16 protein-coding genes and 1 riboswitch are annotated in these 17789 nt (G+C 64.2%); of the genes, 9 read left to right on the top strand and 7 right to left on the bottom strand.

What is annotated here, in order from left to right:
• Positions 1–2: 2 nt before the first annotated feature.
• The 4 genes from HWY05_RS22675 to HWY05_RS22660 all read right to left on the bottom strand — a co-directional run bounded on the left by HWY05_RS22675 (position 3) and on the right by HWY05_RS22660 (position 3192).
• Positions 3–794 (bottom strand): molybdopterin-dependent oxidoreductase, encoded by a 792-nt coding sequence (locus HWY05_RS22675; RefSeq protein WP_176059706.1) that lies wholly within the window; start codon positions 792–794, stop codon positions 3–5.
• 44 nt (positions 795–838) lie between these two features.
• Positions 839–1489, bottom strand: coding sequence for a cytochrome b/b6 domain-containing protein (locus tag HWY05_RS22670; RefSeq protein ID WP_176059705.1), 651 nt, complete (start codon positions 1487–1489; stop codon positions 839–841).
• A 123-nt stretch (positions 1490–1612) separates the two neighbouring features.
• Positions 1613–2446: a DUF1223 domain-containing protein gene (locus tag HWY05_RS22665; RefSeq protein WP_176059704.1), complete on the bottom strand. Its 834-nt coding sequence runs from the start codon at positions 2444–2446 to the stop codon at positions 1613–1615.
• Between the two features lie 278 nt (positions 2447–2724).
• Positions 2725–3192, bottom strand: a complete 468-nt coding sequence (locus HWY05_RS22660; protein ID WP_176059703.1) for a hypothetical protein — start codon at positions 3190–3192, stop codon at positions 2725–2727.
• Positions 3193–3770: 578 nt separating this feature from the next.
• Between HWY05_RS22660 and HWY05_RS22655 the strand changes: the two genes are divergently transcribed.
• Positions 3771–4181 carry a GreA/GreB family elongation factor gene (locus tag HWY05_RS22655; RefSeq protein ID WP_035546704.1) on the top strand — a complete coding sequence of 137 codons (411 nt, stop codon included), beginning with the start codon at positions 3771–3773 and terminating at the stop codon, positions 4179–4181.
• Positions 4182–4356: 175 nt separating this feature from the next.
• A riboswitch (TPP riboswitch) is annotated at positions 4357–4475 on the top strand.
• Between the two features lie 135 nt (positions 4476–4610).
• Positions 4611–6542 carry a phosphomethylpyrimidine synthase ThiC gene (gene thiC / locus HWY05_RS22650; protein ID WP_035546706.1) on the top strand — a complete coding sequence of 644 codons (1932 nt, stop codon included), beginning with the start codon at positions 4611–4613 and terminating at the stop codon, positions 6540–6542.
• Here the strand turns inward: thiC and HWY05_RS22645 are convergent.
• Positions 6536–6697: a hypothetical protein gene (locus HWY05_RS22645; protein WP_176059702.1), complete on the bottom strand. Its 162-nt coding sequence runs from the start codon at positions 6695–6697 to the stop codon at positions 6536–6538. The genes thiC and HWY05_RS22645 overlap by 7 nt on opposite strands.
• A gap of 65 nt (positions 6698–6762) precedes the next feature.
• On the opposite strand from HWY05_RS22645, the gene HWY05_RS22640 reads away from it, so the two are divergent.
• From HWY05_RS22640 to HWY05_RS22625, 4 genes are all read left to right on the top strand, one after another.
• Positions 6763–6975, top strand: coding sequence for a glycine zipper 2TM domain-containing protein (locus HWY05_RS22640; RefSeq protein WP_176059701.1), 213 nt, complete (start codon positions 6763–6765; stop codon positions 6973–6975).
• A gap of 183 nt (positions 6976–7158) precedes the next feature.
• The gene (locus tag HWY05_RS22635; protein ID WP_176059700.1) at positions 7159–7701 is read left to right on the top strand and encodes a hypothetical protein; all 543 of its coding nucleotides are present in this window, start codon (positions 7159–7161) and stop codon (positions 7699–7701) included.
• A gap of 421 nt (positions 7702–8122) precedes the next feature.
• The gene (locus HWY05_RS22630; RefSeq protein WP_176059699.1) at positions 8123–9721 is read left to right on the top strand and encodes an L-lactate permease; all 1599 of its coding nucleotides are present in this window, start codon (positions 8123–8125) and stop codon (positions 9719–9721) included.
• A 364-nt stretch (positions 9722–10085) separates the two neighbouring features.
• The gene (locus HWY05_RS22625) at positions 10086–11012 is read left to right on the top strand and encodes a DMT family transporter (RefSeq protein WP_244146677.1); all 927 of its coding nucleotides are present in this window, start codon (positions 10086–10088) and stop codon (positions 11010–11012) included.
• A 541-nt stretch (positions 11013–11553) separates the two neighbouring features.
• On the opposite strand, the gene HWY05_RS22620 is transcribed toward HWY05_RS22625, so the two are convergent.
• Positions 11554–11709 (bottom strand): hypothetical protein, encoded by a 156-nt coding sequence (locus tag HWY05_RS22620; protein WP_176059697.1) that lies wholly within the window; start codon positions 11707–11709, stop codon positions 11554–11556.
• A 253-nt stretch (positions 11710–11962) separates the two neighbouring features.
• The gene (gene bamC / locus HWY05_RS22615) at positions 11963–13192 is read right to left on the bottom strand and encodes an outer membrane protein assembly factor BamC (protein ID WP_035546719.1); all 1230 of its coding nucleotides are present in this window, start codon (positions 13190–13192) and stop codon (positions 11963–11965) included.
• 458 nt (positions 13193–13650) lie between these two features.
• Here bamC and HWY05_RS22610 point away from each other — a divergent pair, with 458 nt between their 5' ends.
• The 3 genes from HWY05_RS22610 to HWY05_RS22600 all read left to right on the top strand — a co-directional run bounded on the left by HWY05_RS22610 (position 13651) and on the right by HWY05_RS22600 (position 17564).
• The gene (locus HWY05_RS22610) at positions 13651–14115 is read left to right on the top strand and encodes a DUF2844 domain-containing protein (protein WP_035546721.1); all 465 of its coding nucleotides are present in this window, start codon (positions 13651–13653) and stop codon (positions 14113–14115) included.
• Between the two features lie 106 nt (positions 14116–14221).
• Entirely contained in the window at positions 14222–15484 is a 1263-nt protein-coding gene (locus tag HWY05_RS22605) for a DUF3443 domain-containing protein (RefSeq protein WP_176059696.1), read from the top strand.
• Positions 15485–15665: 181 nt separating this feature from the next.
• Positions 15666–17564 (top strand): glycosyl transferase family 1, encoded by a 1899-nt coding sequence (locus HWY05_RS22600; protein WP_176059695.1) that lies wholly within the window; start codon positions 15666–15668, stop codon positions 17562–17564.
• Positions 17565–17789: the final 225 nt, after the last annotated feature.

The raw sequence follows: 17789 nt of genomic DNA, 5'->3' as shown, positions 1-17789 counted from the left end.
CGTCAGGAGCCTCCGAACCAGTTGTAGCCCTGGTCGACCCAGTAGCCGCCGGGGAACGTGTTGGTGACGAACATCTCGACGATGTGCTTCGGATTCTTGTAGCCGAGCTTGGTCGGCATGCGCAGCTTCATCGGGAAGCCGTATTTCGCGGGCAGACGCTCGCCGTCGTACTCGAACGTGAGCAGCGTCTGCGGATGCAGCGCCGTCGGCATGTCGATGCTTTCGTAGTAGTCGTCCGCGCATTTGAAGCCGACGTACTTCGCGCTGGTGTCCGCGCCGATGCGCCGCAGAAAATCGCCGAACGGCGTACCGCCCCAGCGGCCGATCGCGCTCCACCCTTCCACGCAGATGTGCCGCGTGATCTGCTCGGCATGCGGCAACGCGTACAACTCGGGCAAACTCCACGCGCGCTGGCCTTTGACGAGGCCGCCGATCTTCAACTCGTAATCGGCGCCGTCCACTTCGGGCACGTCGTCGATACCGTAGAACGCGTTGAACGGAAACGGCCGGGTGATCTGCGCTTCGCTGTAGGTCGGCGCGAGCTGCTTCGGATCGAACAGCGCGGCCTGCGCGCGGTCGTTCAGGCGCGACACGGCGGTCAGGAATTTGTTGACCGAGTCGTTGTCGGTCAGCGAGCAGCCGGTCAGCATCGACAGGCCGCCAAGCGTCAGCAGACGCTTGCCGAACAGACGCCGCGACGGCATGGTGAGTTCGCGGCGGGCGTCGATCAGGATCGACTCGCGGTCGAGCGAGTGGCCGATGGGTCGCGAGGGTTTTCGAATGGGCTTGTTCATGATTCGATATCCATAACTTTCGGTTTCGGCGGCTTGATGGAGACTCAGCGGCCGCGCAGCATGGCCAGCAGCGAGCGCGGTACGAGCGCCACCATCGCCAGATGCACCGCGATAAACGCGGCCATCAGCGACATCGCGCAGAAGTGAACGATGCGGGCGTTGTCGTAGCCGCCCATCAGGTCGCGCAGAAGCGGAAACTGCACCGATTTCCAGATCGCGAGGCCCGACAGCACCAGCGCGATCAGATCGCAGACCACGAACAGGTAGGCGAATTTCTGCACCGCGTTGTAGACGCGCAGATCGGCATGCGAGAGCTTGCCGGTCAGCGCGGCAAAGAAGTCGTGCAGCACCGCGCGCGGCGACACCGGCAGGAATTTGCGCACGAAGCGCCCACTCGCGAGATTCAGCGCGAGATACAGCAGACCGTTGAAGACCAGCAGCCACATCGCCGCGAAATGCCATTGCAGCGCGCCGCCGAGCCAGCCGCCGAGCGTGATGCCGGGAGGGAAGCGAAACCCGGGAAAAATCGGCGATGCGTCGTAGATGCGCCAGCCAGACAGCATCATCAGGATTGCCGCGAGCGCGTTGAGCCAATGCGTGACGCGCACCCATACCGGGTGAATCGTGCCGGGTGTCGGGACGGCGGGCGGTGCGAGGTGTTTGTCGCTCTCGCGCAGTACGTGAGGGGTAGCCATGAAAATCTCCTGTCGAACAGAGTGGGCGTGTCATTTAGAGTTAACGCTATCGCGCCGACTCGGGTCCCATAACGCTTACCCTGGTCCCCTTCAAGATCGTTGCGGTGAACGGCCGCACAGTGCTCACTGGCAGGCGGCCAGTTCGGCCACTTGCAGCACGTCGCCGGTCGCATCGTTTTCGACGAAAGCCACCACGCCGAAACGGTCGGCGTTGCCGCCGGCATCGGCGCCCGTCGCGTCGACGCGCACGTCGCGGTGAATCTGCGCATTGCCCCCGACCAGCGGCACCGGCCCGATCCATTGCCGCACCACCCGCTCGTGATGCAAGGTGGCGCCGCTGTTCTCGCCGGCGCCGACGTGCGAGCTCAGCGCGTTTTCATACACGGCGACGTAGGCGTTGAGTTGCCCGGAGGTGTCCGCGGCCTTGCTGGTGAATTGCGCGGAGACATTGAAGGCGCCCGGCGTCTGTGGATTCAGTTCGAGCGCGACGTTCGCTTGCGCCGGTTCGGCGACCACCTTGCCGATGCGGCTGTCGAAACTGTCGCGTTGCGACCAGCTACGCAGTTCGCGGCCCGACACGAAGATTTCCGGCGTATAGATGGTGTGGCCGCCGGCGAGGTCGGTCAGCGTCTGCTGCCGTTCGGTGAAGCGATGTTGCGAGAACCGGTCGGTCCAGCCGAGGCTGTTCCAGTAATCCACATGCAACGCGAGCGGCACGATGCTTTGCGTCGCGCCGCTGTTTTTCCACTGGCTCAGCCAGTTGTCGGCGGGCGGGCAACTATTGCAGCCTTCGCTGCTGTACAGCTCGACCAGCGCCACGCGGTGCGCCGGGCTGTGCGCGCTGCAGACGGCGGCGGCCGCGTTGGCGAGGCCGCTGGCCGCAAGCAGGCTGACTGCGGCCACGCACGCGATGGCTCGCGTGAACAGGCGGCGTAAAGGACGCGTGGTCGGCTGCATGCGCGGCCGAGTGAGCGGCCGAGTGAGCGGCCGAGTGAGCGGCCGAGTGAGCGGCCGAGTGAGCGGCCGAGTGAGCGGCCGAGTGAGCGGCTGCATGAGCGGCTGCATGAGCGGCTGCATTGCTGACTGCGTTAATAGCCGGTAACCAGCGCGGCGGGTACGAGTGGTTTGCATGACGTGCTCCCATCAGGGTCTGCACGTTTGTCGAACCGCCCGGCCGCTTATGACAGGCTTTTCCAAATTTATTTCTATCGGCCCAGCCGCCCGGCGCGAGGGGCTCAGTCGTAACTCATCACCACCGTCACGCGCGTGTCCGGCGTAACGTGTTTCGGCGACAGCGACATCACGCCGCCTTCACGGCCGACCTTGTAGTGACCGTCGCGAGTCGCCGCGGCAATCCGGCCGTCGCGCTCGACGAAGCGCGTGGTCACGCTGTCGCCCGAGTTCAAGCTCGAGCCCGCGCCGCCGTTCACCTGCAACGCGACGTCGGCACCCGCCGTCACCCCCGGCGGCCCGCTGAACGTCAGCGTCACCGCGGAACCTTGCAAGCCTTGCAGCGCCCCCGCAGTTCCAACCCGTGCGCCGGGCGCAACGGGCGCCGCCGACACTTCCAGTTGCGGCGCCACAATCGCGCCGGACAACGTGATCGTTCCGCCCTCTGACGCCGACGCCGCCAGCGGCGCCGTCGTCAGTGCCAGCGTTGCCGCCGCGCCGAGCGCCACAAACCGCCCAGTTGCCGTTTTCATCAGCCTCTCTCCTTAAGCCGCTTAGCCGCGTCGAATCGCAGCGCATCGCGTCATCGGCGGGCTGCGCAGCGCGACATCGTCACGCTGGGTACGGCCCGTCTGACAGGCGCGTTAACGGCACCGGCTCGCTCTGCCTTGAATGACGCGCGTGCGAGTGGCCGACCCCGGCGCCACGCAGACGGCTCGTCGCGGCGTCGAACGAAGCGATTCAAGACCCCGTGCTAACATTCTCCTTTCAAATGCGCCGCTTTCGATGCACCCGCGGCGCCGACCCATTCGATCCCGAACCCTGCCGGCCAACCCCATGCGCTTTCCGATTTCCCCTGCCCACACCCGCTTGCGCCCTTGCCGCGCAACCGGTTGCGCGCACAAGGAATTCGCCCCGCAGCGCAGCGGCGAGCCGGCCCGAATGCTTCGCCGAACGCTTCTCCGAACACTCCCCCGACTTCTCCCGCTCTCCGCCGCCCGGCGCCCGATCTAACGCTGCTCGCTCCCTTGCCTGAGCCGCGTTGTCGGGCTCCGGGCCGATCTCATCCGCTCGCTTTTCCCTTACCCGCAGATCGCACTGGAGTACCGTCGTGAAGAAGACGAAAACCTGTTACCTCACCGAACTCGACGTCGCCCGTCTCGAGAAGCACGCGGCCGCGCGCGGCGCCGACGCCCGGCTGCAGGACATGCTCGACCAGGTCCTCGAACGCGCCGTGATCGTCGACTCGCGCGAGATTCCCGCGAACATCGTCACGATGAATTCGCAGGCCATTCTCGTCGACGAAACCAGCGGCGAGCAGATGACGTGGACCGTCGTCTACCCGCCCGAGGCCGAGTTCGCGCGCGGCCGTCTGAACGTGTTCTCGCCGCTCGGCCTCGCGCTGCTCGGCGCCAAACGCGGCGAGAAAATCCGCTTCACGCCGCCCAGCGGCGCGGAGAAAGTGCTGAAGCTCGAGAAGATCCTGTTTCAACCCGAAGCCGCCGACGACTTCACGCTGTGAATCGGCCGCGCCGCGGCGCGAATCGTTGCGCCGCAGCATGGCTGCCGGGCTTATCTCTAGAAGAATAGGTCGCGGCCAGTGACAGTGTTAGCCGCGGTGATACCCGCGGTGATACCCGGTATCCGACTTTTCAAGACGGGTTGCCAAGCAGCGGCCGGCCGGTGTATCGTGTGCGCTGCTAACGCGGGGGTCCTGCGTCGCACGGAGGTTGGAGGTCCGTGCTGCGTGGGTGAGAAATACCCTTTGAACCTGATCTGGATAATGCCAGCGCAGGGAAGCGTACGGAATTCGCACCTGGTCTACTGTTTCATCTCTCGCGATTTCCGACTTCTTCCGTCTCGTCTCCTGCTTAGCCGCCCCACATTGCTTTGGCATGGGACCGGAATAGGCATTCAAGCGCCAACTCCGGTCAACCTAGGAGATAAACGCATGAACGCCAACCCGAAATTCCTTTCCGCCGACGCGCACGTCGACGAAGCCGCTGTCGCGCCGCTGCCGAATTCCCGCAAGATCTACGTGACCGGCTCGCGTCCCGACCTCCGCGTGCCGATGCGCGCAATCTCTCAATCGGATACGCCGGACAGCTTCGGCGGCGAAAAGAACCCGCCGGTCTATGTCTACGACACGTCGGGCCCCTACTCCGATCCGGACGCCAAAATCGACATTCGCGCCGGTCTGCCCGCGCTGCGTCAGGCGTGGATCGAAGAGCGCGGCGACACCGAAGCGCTGACGGGTCTGTCGAGTGACTTCAGCCGCGAACGCGCCGCTGATACCGCCACCGCTGAGCTGCGTTTCCAGGGCCTGCACCGCACGCCGCGCCGCGCGATCGCCGGCCAGAACGTGTCGCAGATGCACTACGCACGCAAGGGCATCATCACGCCGGAAATGGAATACATCGCGATTCGCGAGAACCAGCGCCGCGCCGAGTATCTGGAAAGCTTGAAGACAAGTGGCCCGAACGGCGAAAAGCTCGCCGCGATGATGGGCCGCCAGCATCCGGGCCAGGCGTTCGGCGCAAGCGCGTTCGGTCCGAACGGCCTCACTGCGATCACGCCGGAATTCGTGCGTGAAGAAATCGCCCGCGGCCGCGCGATCATCCCGAACAACATCAATCACCCGGAAAGCGAGCCGATGATCATCGGCCGCAACTTCCTCGTGAAGGTGAATGCGAACATCGGCAATTCGGCCGTGACGTCGTCGATCGGCGAAGAAGTCGACAAGATGACGTGGGCGATCCGCTGGGGCGGCGATACGGTGATGGATCTGTCCACCGGCAAGCACATTCACGAAACGCGCGAGTGGATCATCCGCAATTCGCCGGTGCCGATCGGCACGGTGCCGATCTATCAGGCGCTCGAAAAGGTCAACGGCAAGGCGGAAGACCTGACGTGGGAAATCTTCCGCGACACGCTGATCGAACAGGCCGAGCAAGGCGTCGACTACTTCACGATTCACGCGGGCGTGCGTCTGCAATACGTGCCGATGACGGCCAAGCGCATGACCGGCATCGTGTCGCGCGGCGGCTCGATCATGGCGAAGTGGTGCCTGGCTCACCACAAGGAAAGCTTCCTGTACGAGCATTTCGAAGACATCTGCGAAATCATGAAGGCCTATGACGTGGCCTTCTCGCTCGGCGACGGCCTGCGTCCCGGCTCGATCTACGATGCGAACGACGAAGCGCAGCTCGGCGAACTGAAGACGCTCGGCGAGCTCACGCAGATCGCGTGGAAGCACGACGTGCAGACCATGATCGAAGGCCCCGGCCATGTGCCGATGCAGTTGATCAAGGAGAACATGGACCTGCAACTGGAATGGTGCGACGAAGCGCCGTTCTACACGCTGGGACCGCTCACCACCGACATCGCACCGGGCTACGATCACATCACGTCGGGCATCGGCGCGGCGATGATCGGCTGGTTCGGCACGGCAATGCTCTGCTACGTCACGCCAAAGGAACACCTCGGCTTGCCGAACAAGGACGACGTCAAGACCGGCATCATCACGTACAAGCTCGCCGCGCACGCCGCCGATCTGGCGAAGGGCCATCCGGGCGCGCAGGTGCGTGACAATGCGCTGTCCAAGGCACGCTTCGAATTCCGTTGGGAAGACCAGTTCAATCTCGGTCTCGACCCGGACAAGGCACGCGAATTCCACGACGAAACGCTGCCGAAGGATTCGGCCAAGGTCGCGCACTTCTGTTCGATGTGCGGTCCGCACTTCTGCTCGATGAAGATCACGCAGGACGTCCGCGAGTTCGCCGCGCAACAAGGCGTCACCGACGACGAAGCGTTGAAGAAAGGCATGGAAGTGAAGTCGATCGAGTTCATGAAGAAAGGCGCGGAAATTTATCAGCGTCAATAATGGTTGAAGCGTTTGGCGGGTGATGCGGTTGCATCGCCCTTGAGCGCACGACTTTGTACTGCAGCACCGAAGCCCGCCATTGCGCGGGCTTTTTTGTTGGTTTTTTCGTTGGCTTTCTGGTTGATCGGTTCGTTCAGCGGCTTAACAGCAGGCACGCCGCATGCTGACAGAAGGGAAACGCTGGATTACGAACAACTCACTTTCCACGGGAGTCAGCATCATGAAATCGATCCGACAAATCAGTGCGATTGCCACACTCATCGCCGTGGTGGCCAGCCTTTCCGCCTGTGGCGACATGAGCCGGCAAGGCCGCGATACGGCCGTCGGCGCGGGCCTGGGCGGCGCGGCGGGCGCGGCGATCGGCGGCAATGCGCTGTCGACGGTGGGCGGTGCGGCGGCGGGCGGCATCATCGGTAATCAGGTGGGCAAGTAACGGCGGCACGCGAGCGGCGGCACGCGAGCGGCCGACATTGGCGACACCGGTCGGCCGCCTCGTCCATGTTTTGCAATGACCTGAAATAAGCCGTTACGGTTTTGCAATCCTGCATGCATCCTCGCGGCGTAAGCTCATGGGATCACGCCGCCGGCCGGCGTTCGATATAACCAGGAGCGCGTCATGAAGTCCCGCGTCGTCAATTCGTTCCGTGCGTTCGGCCAACGGCTGCCGCGCGGTCTTTACCGTTGCTTGTCCAGTCTTTCGCAAACCGGTATCGCCCTCGGCGGCGCCGTCTGCGTGCTGACGCTGTCTGGTTGCTATTACCCGTACGGCTACTATCCGGGCGCTTACTCGCCGTATTACGCGACGGTCCCCGCCGGCGCTACCCAGCAGGATCTGGGCGTGGCGCAGAACGATCCCGCCGCCATACAACAACAGCAGCAACTGCAGGCACAACAGGCGCAACAAGCGCAGTCGCAAGCGCGGGCGGCCCAGCAGGTACCGCCGGCCACCTACGCGACCGCAGTGGTTCCGCCTCCCTCGGTCTATGTCGCGCCGGCTTATCCCGCCTACTATGCGCCGCCGGTCTATCCGGCCTACCCAGCCTATTACGGCGGCTATCCGGGCTGGTATGGGCCGTCGGTGTCGATCGGCTTCGGTTTCGGCGGCTACTGGGGCGGCCATGGCGGCTGGGGCGGCGGCGGGCACGGCCACTGGCATTGATCAGTGCTGATGGGTGCTGATGGGTGCTGATGGGCGCTAATTCGCACGGGTTGGCGCCGGTCTTCTCCGCTTCTCCCTTTCTCCGCTTCTGCTCGCGTATCGGGTCGCCGGTTCCGTTCGTGAACCCTTAACCTACGCTCGCGCGGCCGTCTGAAGCGCCGCGCGACACCCCTGTCATGCTCAACGCGTCGCCCAAACCGTCAGGCGACGCGCATCCTTGTCCCGTCTCCGCCGCGCGCCCGTAGTTTCCCTTCTTGACCTGCCCCAGCCGAGTTCTATGCTTCTGTAGAACCGCACGCAGTACCCGTTTAAATAAGCGCCCCGGCCGACCTCACCGTTGCCGCCGACGCCATCCGTCCTAACGACGCGCCCCGTTGTGCGCAGTGCCGCGTCGAGTCCGAACAACAACGAAGGAGACGCGATGTTTCATCAACTACTCACTCCGGTCGGCAACTCATTGCTGCCCTCGTTCCTGGTCGCCGCGCTGCCGATCATTGTGGTGCTGCTCCTGCTCGGCTGGGCGCGACGGCCGGCCTGGCAGGCGTCTCTCGCGGGGCTGATTGTCGGTCTGATCGTGGCGATCTTCGTCTGGCAATTCCCGGTGGGACTCGCCTTCGGCTCGGTCGCCAACGGCGTCGTGTTCGCCTGCTGGCCGGTTATGTGGATCGTGTTCACGGCGATCCTGCTGTACAACATCTCGCAGCGCTCGGGGCGTTTCGCGGCCTTCCGCATGTGGATGATCGACAATCTGCCGAACGACCGGCGCGTCGTGCTGGTGGTGATCGGCTTCTCTTTCGGCGCGCTGCTTGAGGGCATTTCCGGCTTCGGCACGCCGGTCGCGATCACCAGTTCGCTGCTGATCCTGCTCGGTTTTCCGACGCTCGAAGCGCTCACCTTCACGCTGATCTTCAACACCGCGCCGGTCGCGTTCGGCGCGCTCGGCGTGCCGATCACCGTGCTCGGCGCGGTTACGCACCTGCCGGCCGATTCGCTCGCCAAGATGGTCGGCCGCCAGTTGCCGTTCTTCGCGTTCCTGCTGCCCTTCTATGTGATCGGCGTGTACGCCGGCTTTCGCAACATGCTGCGCGTGTGGCCGGTGCTGCTGGTGTCGGGCGCGAGCTTCGCGCTGACCCAGTTCGTCGCGTCGAACTATGTGAACTACAGCCTGACCGACGTGCTGTCGTCGATGGTGTCGCTGATCCTGACCATCGCGTTCCTGCGGGTCTGGCGGCCGGCGGTGGATCCCAAGTTCGCGATCAACATCGACCGGGTTGGCGAGGTGCGCGGCAAGATCGGCGGCGGCCAGGGGTGGTATCCGTGGATCATCGTGTCGGTCGTGGTGATCATCTGGACCATCGCGAAGATCTTCCTGATCGGCGACGTCAAGGTGCCGTGGCCCGGACTCGACAAGGCCGTGTTCATCACGCTGTACAACACGCCGTATGGCGCCGTGTGGGACTTCCAGCCGCTGGCCACCGGCACCGCCATTCTGGTCGCGGCGATCATCACCGCGTTCGTGGTCGGGCTGAGCGCGAGCGAGTTCGGCAAGGCGATCGCCGACACGTGGGTGCAGACGCGGATCGCGATTCTGACCGTGGCGACCATCGTCGGGCTGGCGTATCTGATGAACTACTCGGGGCTGACCTATACGCTCGGTCTGGGCGCGGCGTCGGTCGGGCCGTTCTTTCCGCTGGTGTCGGCGTTCCTCGGCTGGGTCGCGGTGTTTCTGTCCGGCAGCGATACGTCCGGTAACGCGCTGTTCGGCAACCTGCAGGTCGTGGCGGCGCATCAGTTGAATCTCAATCCTATCCTGATGGCGGCGACCAATTCGTCGGGCGGCGTGATGGGCAAGATGATTTCGCCGCAAAACATCTCGACCGGCGTGGCGACCACCGAACTCAAAGGCAAGGAAGGCGTGGTGTTCGCGCGGACCTTCAAGCATTCGATTCTGCTGACGGTGCTGCTCGGGGTGCTGGTGTGGCTGCAACAGAATGTGTTGCAGGGGATTATTCCGCATTAGGAAGATGGGAGGAAGTCGGCCGCTGGCCATTCGCGGCCTATCCGCTGCCGACTTCCGTGATTCCGTATCTCCGTATTCCCGTACTTCAGCAATTCGGCGATACCGCAAAATAATTCACGACCTCGCGGCACGTCCCCTTCCTGACTGCGGCTCCTCTATCTGCGCAGCCAATCACATCGTAATTTTTCTCACATCAGCGTGAGAATTGCTCGTTTTGCATACGCCTCGCCAGCGCTTACGCTCTCCTTATCCGACGCCCCACTCTCCTGCATCTTGCCGTTTCGTTCCAGGCTGAAACGTTTCGCGCGATCGCGCTGCTACGATGCGCTGGCGTCTCGACTCAACCGCGCGCGGCGCCACTTCGATGAATGCTAAAAACCTGCTCCAGTTGCTGATTCTCGCCGCCCTGTGGGGCGCGTCCTTTCTGTTTATCCGCGTCGGCGTGGCCGATTTCGGCGTCGCGCCGCTGATGGCGCTGCGTGTCGGCATCGGCGCGGCCTTCCTGATCATCGTGCTGATCGCGCGACGGCCGTTGCAGCAATCGGCCACGATCCTGCGCACGCGCGCCTTTCCCCTGCTGGTGGTCGGGATTCTGAATTCGGCGGCGCCCTTCTGCCTGTTCGCGTACGCCGAGCTGACGCTGTCGGCCGGCGTTACCTCGGTGATCAATGCGAGCACGCCGCTGTGGGGCGCGCTGGTCGCGTTCGTCTGGTTGCGCGACCGGCTGAGCGGGTTGCGCACGCTCGGTCTCGTGGTCGGCTTTCTCGGCGTGTTGATGCTGGTGTGGGATCAGATCGCCGCGCCGGGCAGTTCGGCGGCCACGCCGCTGACCACCGCGCTGGCGGCCGGCGCGGCGCTCGGCGCCACGCTGCTGTACGGCATCGCCGCCAACTACACCAAGCGCCATCTGACCGGCGTCGATGCGCTCACCGTCGCCGCCGGCACGATGACCGGCGCCACCATCGTGCTGCTGCCGCTCGCGGTGATCTACTGGCCGGCCGCGCCGATCTCGCTGCATGCATGGGGCGCGGTGATCGCGCTGGGCGTCGCATGTACCGGCGTCGCGTATATGTTGTTCTTCCATCTGATCGCGGTGGCCGGACCGGCGCGCGCTATCACGGTGACTTTCGTGATTCCGATTTTTGGCATCCTGTGGGGCGCGCTGTTTCTCGGCGAAAGCGTGTCGCCCGGCATGCTGGAAGGCTGCGGCGTGATTCTGGTCGGCACCGCGCTCGCCACTGGCGTCATCAAGCGGCTGCCGTGGGTCGGGCCGCGTCGCGCTGATACCTGAAGCCGGATTTTGGGTCGGGCTCGGGCTCGAACAAGGTTCGGCGCTCGTCACGTTGTCTTGTTTTTTGTTGTTTGCGTCTTCATCGGCCACGTTCAGCCACAGTCGGCCACGCTCGGCTACGTATTGCGCGTCGCCAAAAAAATAGCCCGCACTCTTTCGGAGTGCGGGCGAAACCGTCGCCCTACGAGGATAGGCGACGGGGCCACCGAGGCCGCGCGCGCTGCGCGCAGGCCATCATCGGGTTCAGCACTGGTTTATCGTCCGATGCTGGAATCGTCTGGAACCCCTGCCTGGAAAACCACGTCGGCTTAACAGTCCGGCCCCATGAGTCTATAAAAGCAGCTTGTGTGCCAGTTGCTGGAAGTCAGCGGAGAAATCTCGCAAGCGTTTGATTTCTATTGGAATTTATCGCGAGAGGGTGAGGCGAGGAAGGCGCTGGAACAGGCTTCGGCAGTTACGTCACCGGGGTAACGTCACGTTACACGCGGCCGCACATGGCGGCCGTATACGTTCGATTCATACGCGACCGGCACGGCGGCGTTCAATGGCCGGGCCACTTCGGACGCTGCGCCGTACTGTGCCGCAGACGCAGCCCCGCCGGCGGCCGCGATTCACGCGGGTTCAACGCTGCGCCGCACACGAGCGCCAGGACGAGCAAGCTCGCCGCCCACATCCAGTAAGGAATCACGTCGAACATGGCCAACTCCGGTTGATTGCCGGGCCATCCCGGTATGTCGGAGTCAAGCAAAACACGTGCTCGGTGCCAGGAGTGCCGTGGGGTCGGCGGTTAGATGCGGATTCACCCGGCGCTGGGTTAGTGCGCGGCAATACTCGCGGGCGAAAAAAAACCCGTCCAGGACGAATCCCGGACGGGTTTTTTGACTGCTGTGGCTGCCTGCCGTGCCTTACCGCGCTTGACCGCCGCTCGCGGCAGGCACGGCGGCTGAGACTCAGTGCAACTGGTCGACCATCAGACTCATGATCTGCTTGGCCTGCGGGCCCTGATCCACATCGCCCTTGTCGTTGACGACGGCAACGCGAGTCTGGTTAGGCGTCACCGCCCGCACGTTCACCAGATACTGCTTGGCCACCTTTTCCTTCTTGCCGTGGAAAATCTGGCTCCAGAAGCCCTGCTCCGCCGACGTCAGATCCTTCGGATCGACATAGCGCACGAAGTACAGGCCACGACTCGCATCGCGGTCGTCGACCGTGAAGTTGCTGCGGTCGAGCGCAAGGCCCACGCGCAACCACGCGCGGTCGTACGGCTCGCCCAGCGTGAGCTCGGTCGACGAGAACTGCGCCTGCGTGTTCGGCAAGTCCGCGTCCGGCATGGGCTGCTGCGCCGACAGCGCGACATTTTGCGCCGCGGTGGCCGCTGCCGCCGACTTGGCGCCCGCGGTAGCCGCGTTCGGCGCGGTTTGCGCGCCGGCCGGCGTCAGATCCGCGCTTTGCGTGTCGCCCGATTTGCGCGAGTCAGCCAGCGCCAGCGTCGCCATCAGGCGCTTCAGGTATTCCTGCTCGAGACCCGGATCGTTCGGCTTGGCTTCCCACTTGGTCGAATCGTTGTTCGGACCGGTGACCGCCTCGCGCAACCCCTTCTGGCTGATGAACACATACGTGCCGCCGCTCGGCGACGTTTCGAGACGCGTGCGGTACTTGTTGCGCTCCGAACTCACGTAGCTGTTGCCCATGGCTTTGGACAGCGTGTTGCGGATCAGGCCGTCGTTGATCTGGGCGTGGGTTTCGTTCCAGTCGGTTTCCATCACGCCCTTGTCGCGCTGGTCGACCACCAGCAGGAAGCCCTGCTCCTGCCAGAAGCGGCGAATCTGCGCCCAGGCCTGCGCGGGCGACTTGTTGTCGATCACCAGCCAGCTTTCCGTGCCGTCGCGCTGGATGTGCATGCCGGTAACCGGCGGCACCACCACCGTGGCATTCTGCGACGGCGCTTGCGCCTGAACCTGCTTGAGCGTGGACAACGAGGTTTCGCCGCCTTGCGGAGGCAACGAACGCTGATCGGCCGTCTCGTCGATCATGTTCGGCGGGACGGCAAGTGACACCTGCTTCGATTTCGAGTCGCTCTTGTAGTCGATTTTGGTCGGCGACGACGTGCCGCAGCCGGCGACCAGACCGCCTGCCATCAGCATTACTGCAAACCGCTTGGTAAGACGAAGATCAGTCATGTTCGGGGAATCCTTCCGCTACGCCACGGCAAGTTTCCGTGGATCAACCCAACATTTTACCGATCCCGGCGAGTCGTGTGCAAAAAGTGGGGTTTGCCCGAGAAATGAGCAGCTCGCGCGGGCTCGTCGAGCCTCGGTCGCAGCCCGTTTGTCCTGCGTCTTCGCGACGCTCGCAAGGCGTTTTCTGTCACGGGGAAAAACTCAGCCGCGATCGTTTTCAACCTGCTTTCGCGCGGCGTATTTAACAATCCGCCACGTTTCCTAATTCGTTGTCAGACGTATCCCCCATCTGCGTCAGATCCTTGTTTTAAAGGCTTTTTGCGTTCGGTTCGCACGTCAATTTTGAGACTACTCGATCCAGCGAATCGCCCGCCGGACGAAGATCAGGAAACCTCAGTGTTATCTTGAATTGGACGTCTCAATAAAGTTTGAGCGCTTCCCTCGCGAGATCGACTGCTATGCAAAAAACGCGTGTTTGTCAGGCCCTGAGCATTTCGACGCTGGCCATTCCTCTCCTCTGCGCGAACGTCCCCGCGCACGCCGAACTGGGCGGCGCGATGCCGCTCCAGGCCGATTCGACCGGCGCCGCGCCGCAAACCCTGCTGAACGGCGCGCTGCGCCTGCGCACGCTGACCGATGCCGGCGCGACGACCGTCAACGAGTACGCGACCAGCACCGGGCGGATCGTCGCCTATGCGTGGCAAGGCCCGACCATGCCGGATCTGCAGGCGCTGCTGGGCCCGTACGCGGAGTCGTACCGCAACGGCGCCGCGGCGTCGACGGCGAGCGGCAATCTGCACGCGTCGCGCGTGGTGCGCCCGGACGTGATCGTGGAATCCGGCGGCCCGATGCGCGGCTATGTGGGACGGGCGTGGCTGCCGTCGGCGTTGCCGGCCGGCGTCGCCGCTGACGATTTTCGGTGACGGGGCGTGGCGGACGGCGGCGGGCCATATCCGGCCACCGTGTATCAGGCCCCAACCCCCAAGCCAGCCCCCATCAAAAAATAACGCGCCGGAGACCTCTCGCACCATGACCCCGTCCTTCTCTTTGCTTACGCTGGTCCTCGTTTGCGCCGCGCTCGCGGGTTGCGGCGGCGGAGGCGGCGGCAGCAGCACGTCGACCAGCGCCACCCCAACGGGCGCGGTTGCCCCGCTCGCCGCCAGCGCACCCGCCGGCGCGTCCACGCCCGCCGCCAGCACATCGGTGCCGCAATCGACCCTTGCCAACGTCCAGCCGATCGCCGTCACCACCGCGCCGGGCCTGACGCGCAACATGCTGACGACGAGCGTCACCGTCTGCCAGCCCGGCACCGACAACTGCGCGACCATCGACAATATTCAGGTCGACACCGGCTCGCACGGCTTGCGGATTCTGGCCTCGGCGCTGCCGGCGAGCCTCCCGCTCGCGGCGATCGCGTCGGGCGGCGGCATCACCGGCGAGTGCGCGGTGTTCGGCGGCGGCTACGCGTGGGGCGCGGTGCGCAGCGCGGACGTGCGCATGGCCGGCCAACTGGCCGCGTCGATCCCGATCCAGTTGATCTCCGACCCGGCGGCGCCGACCGTCCCCGCCGATTGCGCCGGCTCCGGGCCGGCCATGCTGACGGTCGCGAGCCTGCGCTCCAACGGCATTCTCGGCGTCGGCCTGTTCGCAGCCGACTGCGGCGCCGGCTGCGTCAATGCCGCCTTGCCGCACTGGTACTACCGTTGCGACGCGGACGGCGCCTGCGTCGCGAGCGCTCAGGCCCTCGCGCAGCAGGTGACCAACCCGGTCAGCCGCTTCGCGCTCGACAACAACGGCGTCGTGATCGACCTGCCAGCCATCGCCGACAGCGGCGCGGCCAACGTCGCCGGCTCGCTGATCTTCGGCATCGACACCCAGGCGAACAACACGCTCGGGGGCGCCAGCGTCGTCAAGGCCAATTCGCAGACGGGCTACGTGGTCACCACCAGCGCCGGACAAACTTACTCGCAAAGCTATATCGACAGCGGCTCGAACGGGCTCTTCTTCAGCAGTACGCAGTTGCCGCAGTGCGGCTTCTGGTATTGCCCCAGCGCAACGCAAGCCGCCAATGCCGCGATTTCCGGCACGAACGGCACGTCGAACCCGGTGTCGTTCGAGATCGGCAATTCGAACGTGCTGTTTGCCTCGGCGAACAATGCTTTCGACAACCTGGCCGGCGTGGCCGGCAGCAGCTTCGGCTGGGGCCTGCCGTTCTTCTACGGACGACGTGTCTACACAGCCATCTCGGCACGCGTGACGTCAGCGGGACCGGGGCCTTATTACGCTTTCTGAACCTGAGGGCGGCTCTGACAGACTCGCCCTACATGCGGCATCGAGACGGCGCTTTCAGACGCGGAAACTTCTCGAATCCGCGGGACGGGTTAATTTGAACGCCATCGGCTGCGATAATCTTAGGCTTCGACTAACGTCGTTTCGATTTAGTTAGTCATGCGTAACTCGAGAACATCGCCTGATGCAAGAAACCACCTTTTCGCTCGACCACTTCGAGCAACTCGTCTACACGCGTCAGCATGTCAAGGCGTCGATCCAGCTCGTCGCCGCGCTGGCGCTGTTGCAGCAGAACGGCGGCAAGCTGGACCACCGCTTCGTGGCGTCGGGCATGCTCGACCTCACGCCCAGCGAGCAGCGCCAACGCTTCTGCAGCCGTCTCGCGAGCGCGTCGTCCACGCTGTTCGCCGACCCGGATTTCAGGTTGCCTGCCGAGTGCTTCAGATTGCTTCTGACGCTGCACGAATGGCTTGGCCTGGTGTTCTCGACCACACCGTTCGGCAATGCCGATCCGGTGAGCCGTCACCTGAACCCACGTGGCCCGGAGAACACGCAGTTTCTTGCCGGCGACTGTTTCGTCGAAAAACTATGCGTGCTCTATTCGACCGAGTCCGAACTGGAGATCGACTTCGCCGCACTGTGGGTGTACGACAAAACCCTCGCGGCCAGTCTCGCGCTCGTGCTGCTGGCGCCGACGTTCAAGGGCTCGCCGAGCGCGCACGTCAAACGCGAAGCGCTGATCGAATGGCTGCCCGGCAAGCTGCGGCAGATCGACGACCTCGACGACTTGCCCACCGCCCTGCTGCATAACGCCTACATGTTCTGCAGCTACGCGGACTCGCCACGACGGCATGAGATCAAGCGGGACATCAACGTGCTGGTGCGCCGCAAACTGGCGCAACTGGGACTGACCGATCTGCCGGCGAAGGTAGCGGCGGTAAAACCGGCGCCCGCTTTAGCGCCGGCGAAAAACCGCACGCGGCGCGGCAAGAAACCGCTGATGCTGGTCGTGCTGGAGTGGTTCGGCGGCGCGCATTCAATCTACCGCACGCACTCGCGCACGCTGGAAGCGGCGCGCGAACATTTCGAGGTGGTCGGCTTCGGTTTCGGTTACGCGATCGACGACATCGGGCGCGCGGTGTTCGATCGTTTCATTGAACTGGAGCAGCCGGAATACATCGGCGAATGCCTGAAGACGATTCGCGACTTTGCAGAGGCCGAAAAGGCGGAGGTGTTGTATATGCCGAGCGTGGGCATGTTCGTGCTGAGCGTGTTCATGTCGAATCTGCGCGTCGCGCCGCTGCAGATTGCCGGTCTGGGCCACCCGGCCACCACGCACTCCGACAAGATCGACTATGTGAGTGTCGAAGAAGATTACGTCGGCGAACCCGCCTGCTTTAGCGAGCGCCTGATGACGCTGCCGAAGGACGGCCAGCCGTATCGCCCTTCGGTGTCGCTGCCGGACATCGTCGCGCGGATTCCGCCGTCGCGCGAGACCCTGGAGATCGTCGTCACGGCCAGCGCGATGAAGCTGAATCCCGGCTTTCTCGACGCGTGCCGCGAGATCGGCGCGCGCGCCGCGACGCCGGTCGAGTTTCATTTCATGAGCGGCGTGCCGGCAGGTTTGCCGCTGGATCGAATCCGCGACGTGATCGGACGGGCGTTACCGCGCGCAATCGTGCATGGCTTCCACGATTACGCGGGCTATCTGGCGTGCGTCAATCGCGCCGATCTGTTTCTCAGCCCGTTTCCGTTCGGCAATACCAATGGCATCGTCGATGCGCTCACGCTGGGTTTGCCGGGTGTCTGCAAACGCGGTGCGGAGGTGTTCGAGCGGATCGACGGCGCGCTGTTCGAGCGGGTGGGCATGCCGTCGTGGACCACGGCTGACAGCGTCGAGGATTACATCGCCGCCGCGGCCCGGATGATCGACTCGCACGACGAGCGCAAGGTGTTGCGGCAGCAGTTGATCGATACGCGGGCGGTGGAACGTTGCTTCGAGGGGCGGCCGCAGGCGTTTGGCGAGCGTGTGCGGAAACTGATGCGGGAAAAGAAAAGCCATCGCGCGGAGGCGATGGCTTGAGGGTGGTTCAGTTGTTTGGGCTTAGCAGCGTTGGTGGCGAGTTTGCGGTTTGACTGGGCCCGGAGGCTGAAGCGGCTCGGCCGACACATCGGCTGGGAAGCCGGCTGGGGAAGCCGGCTGACAGGCCGACTGAGAAGCCGGCTGAGAAGCCGGCTGAGAAGCCAACTGACAAGCCGGCTAAGCGCCCACTCGCAAGCGACACGACTCGCCAACGCGCCAGAGCGA

The organism is Paraburkholderia sp. BCC1876 (genome assembly GCF_902833695.1).
Lineage (GTDB): Bacteria > Pseudomonadota > Gammaproteobacteria > Burkholderiales > Burkholderiaceae > Paraburkholderia.
This window is presented reverse-complemented; position numbering and strand designations above follow the sequence as displayed.